Source organism: Kitasatospora sp. NPDC059827 (genome assembly GCF_042731675.1).
Classification (GTDB): Bacteria; Actinomycetota; Actinomycetes; order Streptomycetales; family Streptomycetaceae; genus Kitasatospora.
The window spans coordinates 59,399-79,262 of sequence record NZ_JBHWIV010000038.1 but is presented as its reverse complement, the minus strand read 5'-3'; the positions used below and the strand labels follow the sequence as shown (position 1 = coordinate 79,262).

Sequence of the window (19,864 nt, the reverse complement as noted above, 5' to 3'; positions counted from 1 at the left end):
ACCAACACATAATTCGGCGGATGTTCTTTGTTTTTTTACTCGCCTGCGGTCCCCCCACCCCGGCGGGCGGGGGGGGTTGCACCCGCCCCCCCGCCCCCCGGCCGCTTCGTCCGCTCACACCAGCAGCTTGCCCTTGGCCTTCTGGTACTCCTCGTCGGAGATGGCGCCCCGCTCCTTCAGGTCCGCCAGTTTCGCCAGGTCCTCGACGTGGCTGCGGCCGCCGGTGCCGCCCTCCTCGGGCGTCCCGGCCGCCGCGTCCCGGATGTAGGCCCGGACCGCCGCGTCGGTCTGCTGGGCCTGTTCGATGTCCCGCTTCCCCATGCCCTGGCCGCGGGCGATGAGGTAGGCGAGGATGCCGATCAGCGGCAGGATGATCACCAGGACCAGCCAGCCGGCCTTGCCCCAGCCGCTGAGGTCGTGGCTGCGGAAGATGTCCGTGATGATCTTGAACAGCAGGAAGAACCAGAGGATCCAGAGGAACAGCTCCAGCATCGTCCAGAAGATGTTGAGCACCGGGTAGTCCACGGCCAGCGACGCGGCCAACGAGTAGGTGTCCATGGCCGAGTCATATCACCGCAAAACGGACACTGCCCTCTGCTGTTCGGCCGTTCCGGTGATCTTCCGCCCCGGTGGGAATATCCCGGACCGCACGTGACCTCGGGCCCGGGGGCCGCCTCGGGCCGGGAGTGCCTCAGCCCCGCCCGGCCCGCCGTCGCAGCTCGACCGCCAGCCCGATCAGCTCGCCCCACCAGGCGTCGTGCCCGCCGAGCAGCAGTCGCTGCGCCTCGGCGACCGGGACGGCCCGGACCTCGACCACCTGCTCGCCGTCCGCCGGGTTGGTCGGCGTGGAGTCCAGCTCGACCTCGCCCCAGCCCCACAGCCAGGCCTTGTCCGGGTGCGGCTGCCACGGCCGGTACGGCACGAGGTCCTCGGTGTGGCAGCGGTGCGCGCCCAGCCAGGCCGGCTCGCCGAGCAGTCGGGCGCCGGCCTCCTCGCGCAGCTCCCGGGCCAGGCAGTCGACGACGGACTCGTCCTTCTCCCGAGTGCCACCGGGCAGGAACCAGTGGTTCCGGTCGTCCCGGCAGAGCACCACGCCACCGTCCGCGAACCCGACCAGGTGGATGTTGGTGACCAGCTCGTCCGGCGGCAGCACGGTCGAGAACTGGGCGTCGTAGCGGCCCCAGGCCCAGTACTGCGGCGCGTGCAACGCCGGGAACAGGGCGGCGAGTTCGGCGGCTCTGCCGGCGGAATCGGTGTCGGTGCGGTCCGTGGTGTCGGTCATTCGGAGATCGTAGTGCCGGCCGGGAAACGGCGGGGGGCGCCCTGGTGGACGAGGGCGATGTCGGAGGTGGAGATGGCGCGCGGCCGCCGGCGCACCGGTTCGACCGGGCTGTCGACCCAACTGCCCAAGGAGATCTCGGCGGTGATGCCCGGTCCGAAGCCGGCGATCAGGCCGGTGGTGCCCTCGGCGACGCCGCCGTCGGCGAACAGCCGGGCCAGGGCGTCGAAGACGACGGCGCTGGCGATGTTGCCGCGCTCGGTCAGCGTGGCCCGGCTGTAGCGGAAGGTCGAGGGCGCCAGGTCGAGGAAGTGGCAGAGGTCGTCCAGGATGCGCGGGCCGCCCGCGTGCACGATGTAGAAGCCGAGCCCGGAGACGTCCCAGCCGTGCTGTCCGGCCAGGGTGCGCAGCGCGGGGGCGAGCATCTCCATGGTGCCGGGCACCCGCTTGTCCAGCTGGAAGTGGAAGCCGGTGTCCTTGACCCCGTAGGAGATCCAGCCCTCGGTGTCCGGGACGAGGTGCGAGCCGTTGCGCTCGACGTGCACCCCGCGGCCGCCCCGGCCGCGCATCACCACGGCGGCGACGGCGTCCCCGAACAGGCCGTTGGAGAGCAGCGAGCCGACGTCGAGGTCGCTCGGCTGGTAGCAGAGCGAGCAGAACTCGCAGGCGACGATGAGTACGTTGGCGCCCGGGTAGGCGCGGCAGAAGTCGTGGGCGCGGTTGACGGCGGCGCCGCCGGCCGCGCAGCCGAGCTGGGCGATCGGCACCTGGCGGGTGTCGGAGCGGAAGCCCATGGCGTTGATCAGCCAGGCGGTCATCGACGGCATCATGAAGCCGGTGCAGGACACGTAGATGATCAGGTCGATGTCCTGGGCGCCCAGTTCGGCGTGGGCGAGGGCGCGTTCGACCACCTCGGGGACGCGGCGCTTGGCCTCCCGCTCGTACACCTGGTTGCGGTGGGTGAAGCCCGGGTGGGTGAGGGTCTGCTCGATCGGCTGGACCAGGTGCCTGGTGCGCACCCCGGTGTTCTCGATCAGCCGCAGGGCCAGGCCGAGTCGGGGGTGGCCGGCGTGCAGGGTGCGGGCCAGGTCGAGGGTCTCGTCGAGGGTGATGACGTGCTCGGGAACGGCGACGGCGGGGCGGCAGAGTGTGGCCATGGGTGTGGGTCTCCCCGGTGCGGGAACGGTGTGTCGGGGGGAGCGGGCTACCAGGCGACCGGCAGGGTCTGCGGGAAGCGCCAGATCGAGCCGGATTCCCAGTCGAGTTCGGCCGGGTCGACGGCCAGGCGCAGCCCGGGGAAGCGGCGCAGCAGGGTGCCGATCGCGACCTGGAGTTCCATCAGGGCGAGGTGCGAGCCGAGGCAGCGGTGCTGGCCGTGGCCGAAGGCCATGTTGACGGGCCCGTCGGTGCGCTCCAGGCGCAGCTCGTCGGGGTGCTCGTAGGCGGCCGGGTCGCGGTTGGCGGTGAGGTAGGAGACGTGCACGGCCTCGCCGGCCCGGATCAGCACGCCGCCGAGCTCCACGTCCTCGGTGGCGATCCGGGCGATGCCGGGGCCCTGGCGGAACGGGATGAAGCGCAGCAGCTCCTCCAGGGCGCGGGGCAGTTCCTCGGGCCGGGCGCGCAGCTTCGCGAGCTGCTCGGGGTGGGTGAGCAGGGTGTAGGTGATGTTGCTCAGCTGGTAGGTGCTGGTGTCGTGGCCGGTGACCAGCAGGACCATCGCCATGACGGCCAGTTCGTCCGGGTCGAGCAGGTCCTCGCCGTCGCGGGCGGTGGCGAGCGCGCTGATCAGGTCCTCGCCGGGGTGGGCCCGGCGTTCGGCGGTGAGCTCGGTGAAGTAGGCGCGCAGGCCGGCCTTGGCCTCCTCCTGGCCCTCGCGGCTGCCGGGGCCCGTCCGCATCATCGCGACCGCCCGGGCGCGCAGTCGGTCGCGGTCCGGTTCGGGGATCTCCAGCAGTTCGCAGATGGTGTGGAGCGGGAGCCGGGCGGAGAGGAAGTGCGCGAGGTCGGCGGGGGCGCCGTGCTCGGCCATCTCGTCGAGGAAGCCGTCGACGATGGCCTGGGTCCGGGGGCGCATCCGCTCGACCTGGCGGTTGGTGAAGCCCTGGGCGACCAGGCGGCGCAGCCGGTTGTGCTCGGGCGGGTCCATCAGGTTGATGGACTCGGCCTGGGCGATGGTGGCGGGCGTCATCCGCGGCAGGTCGCGGCCGATGCCCGCGGCGCGGCTGAACCGGCGGTCGGTGGTGACCAGTTTGACGTCCTCGTAGCGGGTGGCCAGCCAGGCCTCGCCCGTGCCGTGGGGCAGGCGGACCCTGGCGATCGGGGCCTCGGTGAGCAGCCGCTTGAGGAGGGGGTCGAACTCCAGGCCGTCGGTGTGGTGGAAGGGGCAGTCCCACACGGGGGTGGTGGTGGTCACGGGCCTGTCCAATGGTCTTCGTCCTGCGGGGTGGTGCCGCGCGGACGGTGTTCGTCGCTCCGGTCGCGGATACGCAGATGCTCCCCCATGGACTGGCAAAAATGTGAATCCTTCGAGCTGTTCCCCCTAATGAGTGAGCTACCTGATTGTCATGCGAATCATCGTGGCGGGGAGGGGAATTGACGGTCAGTCGTTCGTGCCCGGTGCGACCAGGCCGGTCTCGTAGGCGAGCACCACCGCCTGGGCCCGGTCGCGCAGGTTCAACTTGGCGAAGATCCGGGCCACGTGGGTCTTCACGGTCGACTCGCTCAGGGTCAGTTCGACCGCCAACTCGCCGTTGGACAGGCCGCGTCCGAGCAGGCCGAGCACCTCCGCCTCGCGCGGGGTGAGCGGCGCCAGGTCGCGGTGCAGCCGCGGCGCGTCGGCGCCGCGCGCGGCGGGGTGCGGGGCGCCGGTCGCGAAGCGCTCCACCAGCCGGCGGGTGATCGACGGGGCGAGCAGGGCGTCGCCGGTGTCCACCAGCCGTACGGCGGCGGCGAGGTGGGCCGAGGTGACGTCCTTGAGCAGGAAGCCGCTGGCCCCCGCGGACAGCGCCGCGTAGACGTAGTGGTCCAGGTCGAAGGTGGTCAGCATGATGACCCGGCAGCCGGGCACCGCGGCCAGGATCCGGCGGGCCGCCTCCAGGCCGTCCATGGTCGGCATCCGGATGTCCAGCAGGGCCACGTCCGGCCGGTGCAGGGTGGCGGCGGCCACCGCCTCGGCGCCGTCGCCGGCCTCGGCGACCACGTCGATGCCGCGCGCGGTGAGGATCATCCGGAAGCCGGTGCGGACCAGCTCCTGGTCGTCGGCGATCACCACCCGGGGGCGGCGCTCCTCGGGTGGCACGGTCTCCTCCAGGGTGTTCACGGTTCCCTCCGGGGCGTTCACGGTCGGTCCAGCGGGTGCGGCCGGTCCAGCGGGATGCGGGCGCGGACCCGGTAGCCGCCGCCGAGCCGGCGCCGGGCGTCCAGGTCCCCGCCGTACACGGCGACCCGCTCGCGCAGGCCGAGCAGCCCGCGTCCGGCGCCGTCCGCCTGCTTCGGGGCGGGGGCGGGCGCGCCGGAGAGCACGCTCGGGCCGCTGTTCAGCACCTCCACCCGCAGGTAGTGGTCCGCGTACCGCACCGTCACCTCCGCCGTCACCCCGTCCCCGTGCTTGAGCGCGTTGGTCAGTGCCTCCTGGACGATCCGGTAGGCCGTCACGTCGACGCCGCCGGGCAGCGGCCGCGGTTCGCCGGAGACCCGCACCTCCACCGGCAGCCCGGCGAAGGCGAACCGGTCGATCAGCGGGCTCAGCCGGCTCAGGCTCGGCTGCGGTGCGAAGTCGTCGGGCTCCGGCTCCTCGCTGCCGTCGGCGGCCGGGGCGAGCAGGCCGAGCAGGTGCCGCAGCTCCGTCATCGCGTCCCGTCCGGCGGCCTCGACCGCGCCCATCGCGGCCGCCGCCTCCTCCGGCATGGTGGCCAGCACCTCGCGGGCGGCCCCGGCCTGCACCACCATCAGGCTCACGTTGTGGCTGACGATGTCGTGCAACTCGGCCGCGATCCGCGCCCGTTCGGCGTCCACGGCGGCACTCGCGGCGCTCTCCCGCTCGCGCTCCAGCAGCCAGCCGCGCTCGCCGATGGCCGCCCGGTACAGCCGCCGCGCCCGTGCCAGCGCGACGCCCAGCCAGCTGGCGGCCGCGCAGGCGGCGCCCGCCGTCGCGATCGCGATCCAGTCCGTCCCTGTTCCCCACACGGCGTCAAGCCTCCCAGGCCGGGGCTTGATCGACATCATCCGGGGGTGCCGCCCGCGTACATCCCGGGTACTACGGCGACCTGCGGTTACACCCGGGGTGGGACGCCCGGCCCGGGAGGCCGCGCCTACCGTCGTCGACCATGAGCAACGACCACGACGGGACCACCCGGCCCGACGACGCGCCGTACGTCGTCGAGCTGTCCGGGGTGCACAAGGAGTTCGGCGACGCCAAGGCGCTCGACGGCGTCGACCTGCGGATCCGCGCGGGTGAGGCGGTCGCCGTGATGGGCCCCTCGGGGTGCGGCAAGTCCACCCTGCTGAACATGGTGGCCGGGCTGGACCGGCCCAGCTCCGGCACCGTCCGGGTGCAGGGGCAGGACCTCGGCGGGCTGAACGAGAACGGCCTGGCGCTGTTCCGCCGCCGCCACATCGGCATGATCTTCCAGTTCTTCAACCTGATCGACGACCTCCCGGCCCTCGACAACGTCGCCCTGGCCGCCCAACTGACCGGCACCAGCGCCAAGCAGGCGCGCCGCCGCGCACTGGAGCTGCTGGACGAACTCGGCGTCGCGCACCGCAAGGACGTCTACCCGGCCACCCTCAGCGGCGGCGAGCGCCAGCGGGTCGCGGTGGCCCGCGCCCTGATGAACCGTCCCGCGCTGCTGCTCGCCGACGAGCCGACCGGCGCGCTGGACAGCCGCTCCGGCGAGCAGGTGATGGACCTGCTGATCGACCTCAACCAGATCGGGCAGACCCTGCTGATCGTCACCCACGACCCTAACCTGGCCACCCGCTGCGCCAGTCGGCTGGTCGAGGTCGCGGACGGCAAGGTGGCGCGCGAGCGGATGCTGGAGGGGTCGTCGTGAACAGTGCTGTGTGGCGGGCCTCCCGGGCGGCCGTGAAGCGCCGCCGGGTGCAGACCCTCGTGATCGGACTGGTCGTCTTCTGCTCCACCGCGACGGTGCTGCTCGCCCTCGCGGTGATCAGCGCCGCCCGGGCCCCCTTCGACACCGCCTTCGAGGGTGAGCGCGGCGCGCACGTCAGCGCCCTCTTCGACCCGGCCAAGGCCTCGGCGGAGCAACTGGCCGCCACCGCCCACCGGCCGGGCGTCGAGGCGGCGGCCGGGCCCTTCGACCAGGCGGTGGTGACCATCCCCACCGACTGGATCGGCCACCCGCCGGGCCCGCTGACCCTGGTCGGCCGGCCCGACCCGGCGGCCGCGCCGGTGGACCGGGTGAAGCTGCTGTCCGGCCGCTGGGCCACCGCGCCCGGCGAGGTGGTCATCGCTACCGCCGGGGGCTCCTCGGAGGGGAGCCTCGGCACCCGGCTCACCACCGGCACCGGGGTGCGGCTCACCGTCGTCGGCTTCGCGAGCGAGATGAGCCAGTCCGCCGGCGGCTGGGTCACCCCCGAGCAGGCGGCCGCCCTGCATCCCACCGGCCGGCAGATGCTCTACCGCTTCACCGACGCGGCCACCGAGCAGCGGCTCACCGCCTCGCTCGGCCGCGCCACCGAGGGCCTGCCCGAGGACGCGGTCGCCAACGCCCAGTCCTACCTGGTGCTCAAGCAGGCGTTCTCGGCCGGCGCCGACGCCTACCTGCCGGTGATGACGGTCTTCGGCGTGCTCGGCCTGGTCGTCGCCGCGCTGATCGTCGGCAACGTGATCAGCGGCGCGGTGGTCTCCGGCTACCGGCACATCGGGGTGCTCAAGTCGATCGGCTTCACCCCGCGCCAGGTGGTCACGGTCTACCTGACGATGGTCTCGGTGCCCGCCGTCGTCGGCACGGTGCTCGGCACGGCGGCGGGCTGGACGGCCGCGTACCCGATCCTCAAGACCGCGTTCAGCGGCATCGCCACCGGCACCGCCGTGATCGATCCGGCCGGCTGGCTGCCCGCCGCGACCCTGCTCGGCGTCCCGCTGCTGGTCGCCCTCGCCGCGCTCGTCCCGGCCTCGCGGGCCCGCCGGCTCTCCGCCGCCCAGGCCATCTCGGCGGGCAGTGCGCCGCGCACCGGGCGCGGCCTCAAGGTCCAGCGGTGGCTGAGCGGCACCAGGCTGCCCCGCGCCGTCAGCCTCGGCCTCGGCCAGCCCTTCGCCCGCCCGGCCCGCACCGCGCTGACCATGGCGGCGATCGCGCTCGGCGTGGTCACCGTGACCGTGACCACCGGGCTGACCAGCACCCTGGCCGCCTCGATGTCCGCACCGGACCAGCACACCCACATCAACGTGCAGACCGCCGTCTTCTCCGGCAGCAAGCTCGCACCCCGGCTGACCGCGGAGCAGACCGAGGCGATGCTGCACGCCACCCCCGGCGCCGACCAGGTCTCCGTCCGGGGCCTGGTGCGGGTCGGCATCGTCGGCCAGCCCCAGCCGGTCTTCGCCAACTTCTACGGCGGCGACGCCATGGTCGACCACCGGCGGCTGAACGTGGTCGAGGGCCGCCTGGCCACCGGGCTCGGTGAGGCCGAGGCCGGGCCGGCCTTCCTGGACCAGCACGGGCTCAAGCTCGGCGACCGGATCACCCTGGCCCTGGACGACCGGCGGACCACCGTCACCCTGGTCGGCCTGGAGACCCAGGGCAACGCCAACGCGATCTCCTCCAACGCCGCCACCAGGGCACTGCTCACCTCCGACCCGCACGTGGTCGAGTACGACGTGCGGCTCGCCGACGGCGCCGACGCCGCGGCCTACCGGAAGGCCGTCACGGACGCCGACCCGAGCCTGGGCACCGCGGTCGTCGCCCCGAGCACGGAAGGGTCGGTCGTCGCGATCAAGACGTTCAGCACGACCTTCTCCGTCCTGCTGTCGGTGGTCGCCGCGCTCGGCGTCTTCAACACCCTGCTGCTCACCATCCGGGAGCGCCGCCGCGACCTCGGCATGCTCAAGGCGATCGGGATGACGCCCCGGCAGGTGGTCGGGATGACGGTCACCTCGGTGGCCTGGCAGGGCGTGGTCAGCGGGATCGTCGGCATCCCGGTCGGGATCCTGGTGCACCGGCTGATCGCCGAGCACGTACGGATCATCCACTTCACCGACGCGATGATCGACGTCTGGGGCGCCCCGCTGCTGGCCGCCCTCGCCCTCGCGGGCGTCGCGATCGCCGTCCTCGGCGCGCTCGTCCCGGCCCGCTCGGCGGCCCGGCTGCCGATCGCCGAGGTGCTGCACAACGAGTGAGCCCGCTCGGGGCGCGGCGGGCGGCGGGGGCGTAGGGCGGCCGGGTGGTCGGACGGCCGGGCGGCCGGGTGGTGAACCGCCCGGCCGCCGCGCCGTGGGCGGAACCGCCCCGTCGTTACGCCGAGTACGTGACGCGGTCGCGGCCGTAGCCGTAGGGGCGCCTATCATCGCGCCATGGCCACCGCTGAGCTGATCCGCATCGTGTCCCGCTCCTCGCCCATGGCACTCGCCCAGGTCGACCGGGTCCGCGCCGAACTCGCCGAGCTGCACCCGGGGTTGCGCACCGAGGTGGTGCCGGTCACCACCTCCGGCGACCGCTGGACCGGGGACCTCGCCGCCCTGGGCGGCAAGGGCGCGTTCACCAAGGAGGTGGACGCCGCGCTGCTCGCCGGGGAGGCCGACGTCGCCGTGCACTGCCTCAAGGACGTGCCCGCCGACCGCCCGCTGCCCGCCGGCACCGTCTTCGCCGCCTACCTGCGCCGCGACGACATCCGCGACGCACTCGTCCACCCCGGCAGCCTGACCCTGGCCCAACTCCCGCCCGGCACCCGGATCGGCACCTCCTCCGTCCGCCGGATCGCCCAGCTCGCCGCCTCCCACCCGCACTTGGAGTGCGTGCCGATCCGCGGCAACGCCAACAGCCGGCTCGCCAAGCTGGCCGCCGGGGACGTCGACGCGCTGCTGCTCGCCGTCTCCGGGCTGGAGCGGATCGGCGAGCGGGCCAGGATCACCGAGGTCCTGCCGGTCGAGGAGATGTGCCCGCCGATCGGTGCCGGCATCCTCGTGCTGCAGTGCCGCGAGGACGACGCGGCGACCATCGAGGCCGTCACCGGGCTCGGCCACCACGACACCTGGCGCGAGGCGGCGGCCGAGCGGATGTTCCTGCACGTGCTGCAGGGCCACTGCAACAGCCCGATCTCCGGCTTCGCCAAGGCGGAGGCGGACGGCCGGCTCTCGCTGCGCGGCCGGGTCTTCACCCTGGACGGCAAGCGGGTGCTGGACGCCCACGAGTGGGCCGGCGCGCTCACCCCGGAGGACCTCGGCACCTCGGTCGCCCTCGCGCTCAAGCGGCAGGGGGCGCACGAGTTGATCTCCTCGATCCCGCACTGAGGCCCCGCAGGTCCCGCAGGTCCTGCGGGTTCCGCGGGTTCCGCGGCGGGGGTGGGGCCATCTCTTTGCGTTCGTGATCTGGCCCCGCAGGCGTGCTGCTGAGATGATTCCCCGTGCGGGACACGGAAACTGACGTGTACTCAACTACCGCCGTCCCCGCGGAACGTGGAACGCGCACGCCGGGGGTGGACGTGGAGGCGTTGAGACCCACCGACCCGAGGACGGTCGGCGGCCGCTACCGGCTGCTGGCCCGGCTCGGCAGCGGTGGGATGGGGATCGTGTACCTGGGGCGCTCGCCCGGCGGGCGGCTCGTCGCGGTCAAGTGCGTGCACTGGGACCTCGCCACCGATCCCCACTTCCGGCTCCGCTTCACCCAGGAGATGGAGGCCGCCCGGCGGGTCGGCGGCTTCCACACCGCCCAGGTGGTCGACGCCGACCCGGACGGCGACCCGCCCTGGCTGGTCACCGCCTACATCCCCGGCCCGTCCCTGGAGTCGGCCGTCGCCGCCCACGGTCCGCTGCCCGAACCCGTCCTGCGGGTGCTCGGCGCCGGACTGGCCGAGGCCCTGGCGGCGATCCACGCGGTCGGACTCGTCCACCGCGACCTCAAGCCCTCCAACGTGCTGCTCAGCGACGACGGGCCGCGGGTCATCGACTTCGGCATCGCCCGCGCCCTCGACGGCGCCTCGATCACCCGCACCCAGACCGTCATCGGCACCCCCGGCTACATGGCGCCGGAACAGATCGCGGGCGAGCCGCTCCTCCCCGCCTGCGACCTGTTCAGCCTCGGCCGGGTGCTCTGCCACGCCGCCGGCAGCGCCCCGTACGGGCACGGCGGCAACCCGCAGGTGCTGCTCTACCGGATCATGCACACCGAGCCCGACCTCGGCGAGGTGCCCGAGGCGCTGCGCCCGCTGGTCGCCGCCTGCCTGGCCCGCCGCCCGGAGGACCGGCCCACCCCCGCCGAGCTGGTGGAGCGGCTCGGGCCGCCCGGGTACGAGGGGCCGACCGGCTCCTGGCTGCCGGAGGCGCTGCGGGTGCGGCCCGCCGTCCCGGAGGCACCGCTGCTGGCGCCCGGGTCCGCTGCGCCCGGTTCTGTCGCGTCCGGTTCTGCTACGCCCGGGTCTGCTCCGCCCGGTTCCCCGGTGCCCGGGCCCTCGACGCCGGGGGGCGTGGAGCCCGGCCGGGTGCCCTCGACCAGGGTGCCGACCCTGCTGGGCGCGGACCCGTACGGCACCGGCGGCTGGGCGCGGACCGAGCCCTCGGAGGCGGCGGCCCGGCGGCGGCGCCGGGCGCGGCGGCTCTGGGTGCTGCTGCCGAGCGCGCTGGCGCTGGTCGCGGCCGCGGTGCTGGTGCCGGTCTACCTGCGGCACGAGGGCGGCGGCGGCACCGGGCTGGACAACGGCGGCTTCGTGGTCGCCAAGGACGACGACGGTTCGCCTGACTGCGTGACCGGCGGGTCCTCCGGCGCGTCCGGGTCCTCCGGCGGTACGGGCGGTGACGCGAACGCCTACCAGGGCCCGCCCGCGGCGGTGCCGAACGGCACCCCGCACGCCTCCGGCCTGCTCACCCCCGCCGACCGGGACACCCTGACACTGGGCCGCTCACTGACGCTCAGCTGGGACAAGGCCGGCGCGGTGACCAAGGTCTTCACCCGGCGCGGCACCCTGCCCTGGCAGGCCTCCGGCTGGCTCACCTCCGCCGACTGCACCTTCAAGCCCACCGAGGCGGGCGTCTACCAGTGGGCCGTGGTCGGCGCCAACGCCTCCAGCGGCAGCATCGGCAGCGGCTGGAGCGCGACTCGCTACCTCAACGTGCAGACGGACCGGGACCAGGCGGCCAACCCGGTCAAGGCCGCGCCCTCGGCCCCGATCCCGGTCCTCCCGAAGGACCAGCAGGTGGTCCCGGTGGGGAAGCCGGTCGAGTTCAGCTGGGCGAGCGCCGGCACCACCTCCACGGTGAACATCCTGACGCCGGGCGCCACCGACTGGGACCACCGGCCCTGGCAGACCGCGCTGAGCATCACGTACACGCCGAAGCTGCCCGGGGTGTACATCTGGACCGTCTTCACCTCGGGGCCGGGCGACTGCACCGGCGGGCCGGCCACCGGCGGGGGCTGCGTCAGCGGGGGGAGCGAGCAGCGCTACCTGGTCGTGCAGTGACGGCCGCTCAGCGCGCCGCCGCCCGGGCCCGGGCCACCCGCCGGACCACCGGCGCCAGCGCCAGCCCCACCGCCGCCCCCAGGACGACCCCCTGCACCCCGTCCCAGACGTTCTGCACGTCGCAGGCCCGCCCGATCGACGGCACCGCGTACTGCACCGCCGACACGGCGAACGGCAGCACCGCCGCGCCCAGTAGCGCCACCACCGCCCGCCGTCTGGTCCCGGCCAGGGCGGCGGCGAAGCCGACCGGGGCGTAGGTCGCCAGCTTGAGCTCGATGTGCCGCACGTGCAGCAGCTCGTACGGCGAACGCGGCCGCGCGCCCTGGACGGTGCAGTGCCGCACGGCGTCCGCGGACAGCCGGAACGCCTCCGGCAGCAGCGTCGCCACGAGGACCCCGCCGAGCCCGAGCAGCAGCAGGAAGCCCACCACCCAATGGGCCCGCAGCAACCGCCCCACCGGCCGGTTCAGCAGCGCAGCCGGTACCAGCGAGAGCAGCAGCCCGGGCCAGAACATCGGCATCCCGCCGAGCACCGCACTGATCACGCCTCAAACGGACGCGCCGAACGTCCGTCCGGTTCTGGTGCCGTGCCGGTGGCCTCAGTGCCCTTCCAGCAGGGGGAACAGCCGGGTGACGGCGGCGACCGGGCGGGCCCCGGCCGGGCGGGCGGCCGGGTCGGCCTCGCGGTCGCGGTAGCGGGCGAGGATCCGGCGCACCTCCGCGCCGACGGCGGCCAGTTCGGCCGGGGTGAGGTGGACGACGGCGCTGAATGCCTCGTCCCGCTGCCACTCGGCCGGGGCCTCGGAGCGCCGGGCCAGCCAGCGCCGGTGGCTCTCGTCCTCCAGGCCGCGGGCGAGTTCGCCGAACTCCTCCTCGCCCGGCTCCGGGCTCTGTTCCAGGTGTTGTGTCGTGTCCTGTTCCGGTCGGGCCAGGGGGAGGCGCCAGGGTCGGGCCCGGCGGTCGAGGGCGGGCGCCTCCTCGATCAGTCCGTAGTGGGCGAGCCGGCGCAGGTGGAAGGAGCAGAGTCCGGAGCTCTGCCCCAGGTGTGCGGCGGCCTCGGTGGAGGTGAGGGTGCCGTGTTCGGCGAGGAGTGCCAAGAGGGCGGTGCGCACCGCGTGTTCGGCGAGGGCCTCGGATCTGACGACGTCTTCGGTCACTTTGCAAAGTCTGCTACTTTGCAAAGCTGACAGCAAGTCCGACGCCACGTCCGGCGTCACGTCCGGCGTCAAGTCCATCGAAGGGGAGCACCCGTGTCCGAGCTGCGCGAGCGTCCGACCGTCCTGAGGATCACCGAGGTGGGGGAGGAGATCCTCCGTCGCACCTGCCGCACGGCGACCGAGCGGGACTTCGGCAGCGAGTGGCTGGCCCGGCTGGTCGACGACATGTTCGCCACCATGTACGTCGCCGACGGCTGCGGCCTCGCCGCCAACCAGGTGGATGTGGACCTCAGGCTGTTCGTCTACGACTGCACCGACGAGGACGGCGTGCGGCACGTCGGGCACGTGCTCAACCCGGTGGTCGAGGCGCAGGAGCCCGGGCGCCGGCTGATCGAGGACGTCGAGGGCTGCCTGTCCGTGCCGGGCGCCAACACCCAACTCGCCCGCCCCGCCCACGCGGTGGTGCGCGGCGTCGACCGGCACGGCGAACCCGTGGTGATCGAGGGCGCCGGCTACTTCGCCCGCTGCCTCCAGCACGAGACCGACCACCTGAACGGCGGCCTCTACCTCGACCGGCTCTCCGCCCGCGACCGCAAGCGGATGATGAAGCAGACCGCCGACCGCCGCGAGAAGGTCTTCGCCGAGCGCGCCGCCCGGGCCGCGAAGCCTGGCGCGGCGCGGTGAACGAACCCGCCCACCCCGCTCACCCCGCCCACTCCGACCACCCCGCCGACTCCGACCACCCCGCCCACCTCGCCGCCGTCCGCGACTCCTACGACACCGTGGCCGCCGACTACCTGCGCCGCGTCGTCCCGCCCGAGGGCATGGACCCGCTCTCGCGCGCGATGCTCGCCGCCTTCGCGGAACTGGTCCGGGAGGCGGGCGGCTCCGAGGTCGCCGACCTCGGCTGCGGACCGGGGCGGGTGACGGCGTACCTGAACGGGCTGGGGCTCCGTGCCCACGGCGTCGACGTGTCGGGCGCGATGATCGCCCTCGCCCGCGGCGCGTACCCCCGACTGCGCTTCGCCGTCGGCTCGATGGCCGCCCTGGACGCCGCCGACGGCAGTCTCGGCGGCATCCTCGCCTGGTACTCCGTCCACCACACCCCGGAGGCCGAACTGCCCGCGCTGTTCGCGGAGTTCCACCGGGTGCTGGCCCCCGGCGGGCACCTGCTGCTGGGCGGGCACACCGGCGACGAGGAGTCCCGGCCGAGCTCGGCGTACGGGCACCCGGTGACCTGGGCCTCCCACCTCGTCCCGGCCGACCGGCTGGTCGCGCTGCTGGCGGGAGCCGGGTTCACCGTCACCACCCGGCTGGAACAGGCCCGGCCGGAGCGCCCGGACCGGGGGTACGTCAGCCTGCTCGCGCGGGCGTGACCCGGGGCGCTCTCGGGGGTGCACCCCGACGGAAGATCAGGGGGCGGCGGCGGTCCGACCCTGATGATCGGGGCGCGGCGGGTCGGCAGACTCGTCGGTGAGCCGGACGCGCCGGCTCGCCGACGACCAGTCTGGAGCTGCAGAACCCGTGAACGCCTCCACGCACCGCACCCGTTGGGCCGCCGTCGCCGCGGCCGGAGCCCTGGCGGCCGTGCTGACGGTCGGGGCCGGTGCACCCGCCCTCGCCGCCCCGGCCGCTCCCACCGCGGGGGCGGTCGGGGCCGGAACTCCGGCGCCGCTGGACCGGGCGGCCGTCCGGGCGGCACTCGCCGGGCGGCCGGCCGCCGACGTCTCCGCCTCCTTCGTCCGCGTCACCGGCTCCACCGGCCGCTTCGAGGGCAGTTCGGCGGAGGAGGGCATGGCGGTGGACCCGCACGGCAGGTTCCGGATCGGGTCGGTCTCCAAGGTCTTCACCACCACCGTCGTCCTCCAGCTCGTCGCCGAGGGCCGGATCGACCTGGACGCCGACGTCCGGCGGTACCTGCCGGACTTCCCCTACCAGGGGGTCCAGGTCGGCCAGTTGCTCAACCACACCAGCGGGCTGCCGGACGGCTCCAACGTGCCCTGGGGCGACGGGACGACCACCTGGTTCGAGGCCCACCGGTTCGACTCCTTCACCCCCGAGCAGGTCCTCGCCACCATGCACGGCTACCCGCTGGGCTTCACGCCCGGTACCGAGCAGCAGTACAACGGCATGAACACCTTCGTCGCCGGGCTGGTCGTCGAGGAGGTCACCGGTCGCAGCTTCGCCGACGAGCTGAACGACCGGATCATCCGGCCGCTCGGCCTGCACGACACCGCCCTCCCGGACGCCGACGACCCCTCCCTGCGCCACCCCGCCACCCGCCCCTACCTGACCGTCCCCGACGCCGACGGCGGCACCCACCGCGCGGACGTGACCGAGCAGAGCGCCTGGCCCTGGGTCGAGGGCGGCATGGTCTCCAGCGCCGACGACCTGGACCGCTTCATGACCGCCCTGTTCCGCGGGCGCCTGCTCCCCGCCGCCCAGCAGGAGCTGCTCTTCACCGTCCCCGACGTCCCCACCGCCGCCCACAGCACCCACTGCCCCGGCGGCAAGGCCTGCATGAGCACGGGCCTGGAGCGCCTCCAGGCCCACGGCATCACCGCCTGGGGTAAGACCGGCTCCCGCCCCGGCTCCACCAGCGGGGTCTTCGCCACCCGCGACCTCTCCCGCAAGGTCGTCTACTCCGTCGACCCGACCTCCCTGAACGGCGCCGAGTCGAAGTACGTCCTCGGCCTGGTGGCCGCCTCCTTCGGCATCAGTTCCGTGTTCTGACGCCCGGCCGCCCGCGACGCCCGGGCCGCTCCCTCCTCCCGTGCGGTGAGCCGCGGCTGGCTCTCCCGGGGGAGGGGGTTGCGCCGCACGGTCGAGGCGGGGGAGGGGTGGCGGCGGCGAGGGTGGACGCATGTGGAAGAACATCCCCGTCGGTGACACCGAACGCCCCGTCCCCCGTTGGGCCCTGCGCCTCGCCAAGGCCCTGCCCTTCGTCCTCCTGCCGCACTGCCTGTGGCGGCTGCCGTTCGCCTTCGACTTCGCGATGGGCACGGTCGATCCGAACCGCCCGCCGTGGGTCTGGTGGGCCACGCCGTACGTGTTCGTGCTGAGCCTGCTCACCGAGGGGCTGGCGCTGCTCACCCTGGGCCTGGTCAGCGGCTGGGGCGAGGTGTTCCCGCGCTGGGTGCCGTTCCTGCGGGGGCGCCGGGTGCCGCCGCTGGGGCCGCTGGTCGCGACGGTGCTGGGCGGGCTGGTGCTGTTCGGACTGTTCGGGCTCCAGCCGCTCGCCTGGGCCGGCGTGCTGGACGAGGTCGGGTTCAGCAACGGCTGGTGGGAGGCGCTGTGCCGGGTCTGCGTCAGCCCGGCGGCGCTGTGGGGGCCGATCACCATCGCCCTCGGTGTCGCGTACTACCGCCGCCGCACCGCCTGAGCGCCCGGTCTGCGCGGGACGTCGGACCGGCCGACCTCCCGCGCCGACCGGGTGGGCGTCAGTGCGTCCGGTAGTACTCGCCGACCGCGGTGAAGGCCTCCTTCGGGTCCCAGGGCAGGCCGGGGAACCTGCTGCCCGGGCGGTCCTCGTACACCTTGACGATGCCGTAGCTGGCCAGGTCGAGGTCCTCGCGGGGGTCGCCGTCCGGGCGGTGGACGAAGTCGTAGAGCGCGAAGGTGAACACGAAGGCGGCGTCGATGCCGCCCTCGTCGAAGGCTGTCAGCAGCTCGCGGACGTACCCGGCCTGGGCGGGCTCGTCGCGCTCGTACCTGCCGTCGAGGCGCACCGGGCCGTCGGCGTCGTACTCGACGACCTCCAGGCCGAGCGCGCCCCGGTCACCCGCGCCGCGGTAGGTGGCGGAGCCGAACTCGGTGATGGCGACCGGCTTGCCCTGGGCCGTGAGGTCCCGGACGCCGTCGGCGAAGCGGTCGGCGATCTCGGCGGAGCGGTACAGGTCGAGGGAGATCCGGTCGAAGGGCGTCCAGTCGACCCGCTCCAGCGGGACGGCGGCGTAGGTGACGGGCCCGTCGAAGTGCGCGCGGACGGTGGCCACCGCCTCGCCGAGGAAGGCGTTGACCTTGGCGCTGACCGCCCCGAGGTGCTTGCGCACCTCCTCCGGCCGGGCGAGCAGCGCGACCCGCTCGTCCGTGGTGGCGCCGGGCAGGAAGCCGGGGTTCATCAGGCTCAGTTCGGCGCCGGCCACGAACACCACTTCGGCCCCGCCGCGCCGCAGCCGCTCCGCGCGCCCGGCGCAGTCGGCGAACAGCCGCAGTATCTCCTCGGTGGTCAGCTCCAGCGGGTACGGGGAGAACCAGACCTCCAGCCCGAGTCCGGCGGCCAGCCCGGCGGCGAGCTCGATCCGGTCCGGATCGCCGCCCATGATCCGGACGGCGGTGCAGTGCAGTTCGTCGCGGATGATCCGCAGCTCGCGTTCGACGGTCTCCGGGTCGAACAGCTTGCGGGAGTACGACCCGTCCCTGACGAAACCGGTGTCGTAGCTGATTCCCTTGGCGCGCATGGTCCCCTGCCTTCATGGCGGATCGGAAACGTACGGAAATTACGGTACGGCCAGTACCGTAGTTGCCGCCGGGGCCGAAGGGCAAGTAAGCATGGGGGCGGTACGGGCGACAGCGAGGGCGGAGCGGGAGCATGGCCGGGCAGACGCGGCGGCGCGGGGCGGCGCTGGAGGAGGCGATCCTGGCGGCCGCGGTCGCGGAGCTCGCCGGGTCCGGGTACGCCGGGCTGACCATGGACAAGGTCGCCGCCCGCGCGGGCACCAACAAGAACGCCATCTACCGGCGCTGGCCGAACCGCCTGGCCCTCGGCATCGCCGCCTACAAGCAGCTGGCCAAGGCCGCCCCGCTCCCCGACACCGGCGAACTGCGCGGTGACGCACTGGAGTTGCTGCGCCAGGCGAACCGGCACTGGAGCTCCCCGCTCGGCGGAGTGCTGCGCGAACTGCTGGCCGCCGCGGGCGGCGCGAGCGAGTTCCTGGCGCAGCTGCAGGACCAGTCCGGCGACGCCGCGGCCGCCCCCTGGCTCACCGTGCTGGGCCGGGCCGTCGCCCGGGGCGAGGCGGAGCCCGAGGTGCTGCACCCGCGGGTGGCGACGGTGGCGGTGGTGCTGCTGCGCAACGAGTTCGTGGTGCGGGGGGTGCCGAGCGCGCCCGACGACGTGCTGGTGGAGATCGTCGACGAGGTGTACCTGCCGCTGGTGCGGCGCCGGGGTACGCCGGGTTAGTCGCCGGCGGGGGTGCGCCCGGTTCGTTGTCGGCCGGGGTGCGCCCGGTTCAGTTGTTCCCGGTGACCAGGGTGTCGGCGAGCCGCTCGGCGACGGTCGTGTCCAGCGGGCCGTGGCCGAGCAGGAAGCGGTACCAGAACACCCCGTAGACCTGGTCCACGATCAGGTCCAGGTCGGCGTGGTCGGCCAGTTCGCCGCGCTCGCGCCCCCGGGCGAGCAGCTCGTGCAGCGCGTCGCGCCGGGTGGCGGTGAAGGCCTGCATCAGTTCGGCCAGGTGCGGGTCGCGGGCGGCCTCGCGGACGAGGGTGCGCAGCGCGGAGGCCGTGGTGCTCTGCTGGGCGGCGTCGAAGGTGGTCTCGACGAAGGCCCGCAGGTCGGTGCGGAGTGCGCCGGTGTCCGGGTGGTCGGTGACGTCCTGGTCGGCGCGGTCGGTGAGGGCGTCCAGCAGGACGGCTCCCTTGGAGGGCCACCAGCGGTAGACGGTCTGCTTGCCGACGCCGGCCGCGCGGGCGATGGCGTCGATGGTGACGGGCGTGCCGTCGGATTCCGCGAGCAGGTGCAGTGCCGCGTCCAGGATCGCCCGGTGGGCCGCCTCGTTGCGGCGGCGGCCGGTGTGCGGCCGGGCGGCCTGGGGGTCGGTCTCGCTCATGGTGGTGTCCCTTTCCTCCGGTCCCCGTTCTTCCTTCCCCACTTGACAAGACTAGCAGTCTCGGCAAACATCATTACCGGAACCGATGGTCTCGACAAGTTCCCGATCAAGCCGGAAGGGCCAGAACCATGAGCACTGCATCGAACCTCTTCGCCGGACAGCGCGTCGTCGTCATGGGCGGCAGCTCGGGCATCGGCGAGGCGACCGCGACCGCCTTCGCGGCCGACGGCGCCGAGGTCGTGATCACCGGCCGCGACCGCGCGAAGCTGGACGCCGCCGTCGCCCGGATCGGTGGAAAGACCGAGGGCGCACAGCTGGACGCGACCGACCCGGCCGCCCTCGCCGCCTTCTTCACCGGCGCCGGCACCGTCGACCACCTGGTCGTCGCGGTCAGCGGCGCGGCCGGCGGCGGCCCCTTCGCCCAACTCGACCTCGCCGACCTCGCCCACGGCTTCGACGCCAAGTTCTGGCCGCAGGTGCGCGTCCTCCAGGCCGCCCTGCCGCGCCTGCGCGAGGACGGCTCGGTCACCCTGATCACCGCCGCCTCGGCCCGCGCCGCCATCCCCGGCACCGCCGGACTGGCCGCCATCAACGGCGCCCTGGAGGCGATGGTCCCGCCGCTGGCCGTCGAACTCGCCCCGCTGCGGGTCAACGCCGTCTCGCCCGGCGTCATCGACACCCCGTGGTGGGACCGCGTCCCCGCCGAGCAGCGCACCGCGCTCTTCGACGGCCTGGCCGCCACCACCCCGGTCGGCCGGGTCGGCCGCCCCGAGGACGTCGCCCGGGCGATCCAGATGTTCGCCGCCAACACCTTCGTCACCGGTGTGGTGCTCGACTGCACCGGCGGTGCCAACCTGCCGACCGGCCGCTGAGCACCGGCCGCCGAGCACTGAGCGACGAGCACTGAGTGACGAGACGGCCCGCCCGGGAGCACCCCGGGCGGGCCGTCCTCGCAGGTCGGGCCTAGGG

The 19,864-nt window shown here is 74.0% G+C and carries 20 protein-coding genes; 10 read left to right on the top strand and 10 right to left on the bottom strand.

Going from position 1 to position 19,864, the window contains the following annotated elements:
- Positions 1-114: 114 nt before the first annotated feature.
- The 6 genes from ACFV8H_RS23655 to ACFV8H_RS23630 form a co-directional block, all read right to left on the bottom strand.
- Positions 115-558, bottom strand: a complete 444-nt coding sequence (locus ACFV8H_RS23655) for an SHOCT domain-containing protein (protein WP_380403246.1) — start codon at positions 556-558, stop codon at positions 115-117.
- Between the two features lie 133 nt (positions 559-691).
- Entirely contained in the window at positions 692-1,282 is a 591-nt protein-coding gene (locus tag ACFV8H_RS23650) for an NUDIX domain-containing protein (protein WP_380403243.1), read from the bottom strand.
- Positions 1,279-2,436: a type III polyketide synthase gene (locus tag ACFV8H_RS23645; protein ID WP_380403241.1), complete on the bottom strand. Its 1,158-nt coding sequence runs from the start codon at positions 2,434-2,436 to the stop codon at positions 1,279-1,281. Before ACFV8H_RS23645 ends, ACFV8H_RS23650 begins: the two co-directional genes overlap by 4 nt.
- A gap of 47 nt (positions 2,437-2,483) precedes the next feature.
- Positions 2,484-3,692, bottom strand: a complete 1,209-nt coding sequence (locus ACFV8H_RS23640; protein WP_380403238.1) for a cytochrome P450 — start codon at positions 3,690-3,692, stop codon at positions 2,484-2,486.
- A 186-nt stretch (positions 3,693-3,878) separates the two neighbouring features.
- A complete protein-coding gene (locus ACFV8H_RS23635) occupies positions 3,879-4,598 on the bottom strand; it encodes a response regulator (RefSeq protein WP_380403235.1) in 720 nt (239 codons plus the stop codon).
- Positions 4,599-4,615: 17 nt separating this feature from the next.
- Complete coding sequence (locus ACFV8H_RS23630) at positions 4,616-5,464, bottom strand: sensor histidine kinase (RefSeq protein ID WP_380403232.1); 849 nt, start codon at positions 5,462-5,464, stop codon at positions 4,616-4,618.
- Between the two features lie 140 nt (positions 5,465-5,604).
- On the opposite strand from ACFV8H_RS23630, the gene ACFV8H_RS23625 reads away from it, so the two are divergent.
- From ACFV8H_RS23625 to ACFV8H_RS23610, 4 genes are all read left to right on the top strand, one after another.
- Positions 5,605-6,330 carry an ABC transporter ATP-binding protein gene (locus ACFV8H_RS23625; protein WP_380403229.1) on the top strand — a complete coding sequence of 242 codons (726 nt, stop codon included), beginning with the start codon at positions 5,605-5,607 and terminating at the stop codon, positions 6,328-6,330.
- The gene (locus ACFV8H_RS23620; protein ID WP_380403226.1) at positions 6,327-8,636 is read left to right on the top strand and encodes an ABC transporter permease; all 2,310 of its coding nucleotides are present in this window, start codon (positions 6,327-6,329) and stop codon (positions 8,634-8,636) included. Before ACFV8H_RS23625 ends, ACFV8H_RS23620 begins: the two co-directional genes overlap by 4 nt.
- Positions 8,637-8,810: 174 nt before the next feature.
- Positions 8,811-9,746 carry a hydroxymethylbilane synthase gene (hemC, locus tag ACFV8H_RS23615; protein ID WP_380403223.1) on the top strand — a complete coding sequence of 312 codons (936 nt, stop codon included), beginning with the start codon at positions 8,811-8,813 and terminating at the stop codon, positions 9,744-9,746.
- A gap of 200 nt (positions 9,747-9,946) precedes the next feature.
- Positions 9,947-11,908, top strand: a complete 1,962-nt coding sequence (locus ACFV8H_RS23610; RefSeq protein ID WP_380403221.1) for a serine/threonine-protein kinase — start codon at positions 9,947-9,949, stop codon at positions 11,906-11,908.
- Between the two features lie 7 nt (positions 11,909-11,915).
- On the opposite strand, the gene ACFV8H_RS23605 is transcribed toward ACFV8H_RS23610, so the two are convergent.
- On the bottom strand, positions 11,916-12,452 hold the full coding sequence (locus ACFV8H_RS23605; RefSeq protein WP_380403218.1) for a hypothetical protein: 537 nt from the start codon (positions 12,450-12,452) through the stop codon (positions 11,916-11,918).
- Positions 12,453-12,506: 54 nt separating this feature from the next.
- The gene (locus tag ACFV8H_RS23600) at positions 12,507-13,064 is read right to left on the bottom strand and encodes a helix-turn-helix domain-containing protein (protein ID WP_380403215.1); all 558 of its coding nucleotides are present in this window, start codon (positions 13,062-13,064) and stop codon (positions 12,507-12,509) included.
- Positions 13,065-13,157: 93 nt separating this feature from the next.
- Between ACFV8H_RS23600 and def the strand changes: the two genes are divergently transcribed.
- From def to ACFV8H_RS23580, 4 genes are all read left to right on the top strand, one after another.
- Positions 13,158-13,748 carry a peptide deformylase gene (gene def, locus ACFV8H_RS23595; protein ID WP_380403212.1) on the top strand — a complete coding sequence of 197 codons (591 nt, stop codon included), beginning with the start codon at positions 13,158-13,160 and terminating at the stop codon, positions 13,746-13,748.
- Positions 13,749-13,846: 98 nt separating this feature from the next.
- Entirely contained in the window at positions 13,847-14,440 is a 594-nt protein-coding gene (locus tag ACFV8H_RS23590; RefSeq protein ID WP_380403257.1) for a class I SAM-dependent methyltransferase, read from the top strand.
- 148 nt (positions 14,441-14,588) lie between these two features.
- Positions 14,589-15,797, top strand: coding sequence for a serine hydrolase domain-containing protein (locus ACFV8H_RS23585; RefSeq protein ID WP_380403210.1), 1,209 nt, complete (start codon positions 14,589-14,591; stop codon positions 15,795-15,797).
- A 130-nt stretch (positions 15,798-15,927) separates the two neighbouring features.
- Positions 15,928-16,446, top strand: a complete 519-nt coding sequence (locus tag ACFV8H_RS23580) for a hypothetical protein (RefSeq protein ID WP_380403207.1) — start codon at positions 15,928-15,930, stop codon at positions 16,444-16,446.
- 58 nt (positions 16,447-16,504) lie between these two features.
- Here ACFV8H_RS23580 and ACFV8H_RS23575 read toward each other — a convergent pair whose 3' ends face one another.
- Entirely contained in the window at positions 16,505-17,524 is a 1,020-nt protein-coding gene (locus ACFV8H_RS23575) for a hypothetical protein (RefSeq protein WP_380403204.1), read from the bottom strand.
- A 131-nt stretch (positions 17,525-17,655) separates the two neighbouring features.
- Here ACFV8H_RS23575 and ACFV8H_RS23570 point away from each other — a divergent pair, with 131 nt between their 5' ends.
- A complete protein-coding gene (locus ACFV8H_RS23570; protein ID WP_380403201.1) occupies positions 17,656-18,246 on the top strand; it encodes a TetR/AcrR family transcriptional regulator in 591 nt (196 codons plus the stop codon).
- A 49-nt stretch (positions 18,247-18,295) separates the two neighbouring features.
- On the opposite strand, the gene ACFV8H_RS23565 is transcribed toward ACFV8H_RS23570, so the two are convergent.
- Positions 18,296-18,895 (bottom strand): TetR/AcrR family transcriptional regulator, encoded by a 600-nt coding sequence (locus ACFV8H_RS23565; protein WP_380403198.1) that lies wholly within the window; start codon positions 18,893-18,895, stop codon positions 18,296-18,298.
- Positions 18,896-19,023: 128 nt separating this feature from the next.
- On the opposite strand from ACFV8H_RS23565, the gene ACFV8H_RS23560 reads away from it, so the two are divergent.
- On the top strand, positions 19,024-19,767 hold the full coding sequence (locus ACFV8H_RS23560) for an SDR family oxidoreductase (RefSeq protein ID WP_380403196.1): 744 nt from the start codon (positions 19,024-19,026) through the stop codon (positions 19,765-19,767).
- The last annotated feature ends 97 nt before the right edge of the window (positions 19,768-19,864 follow it).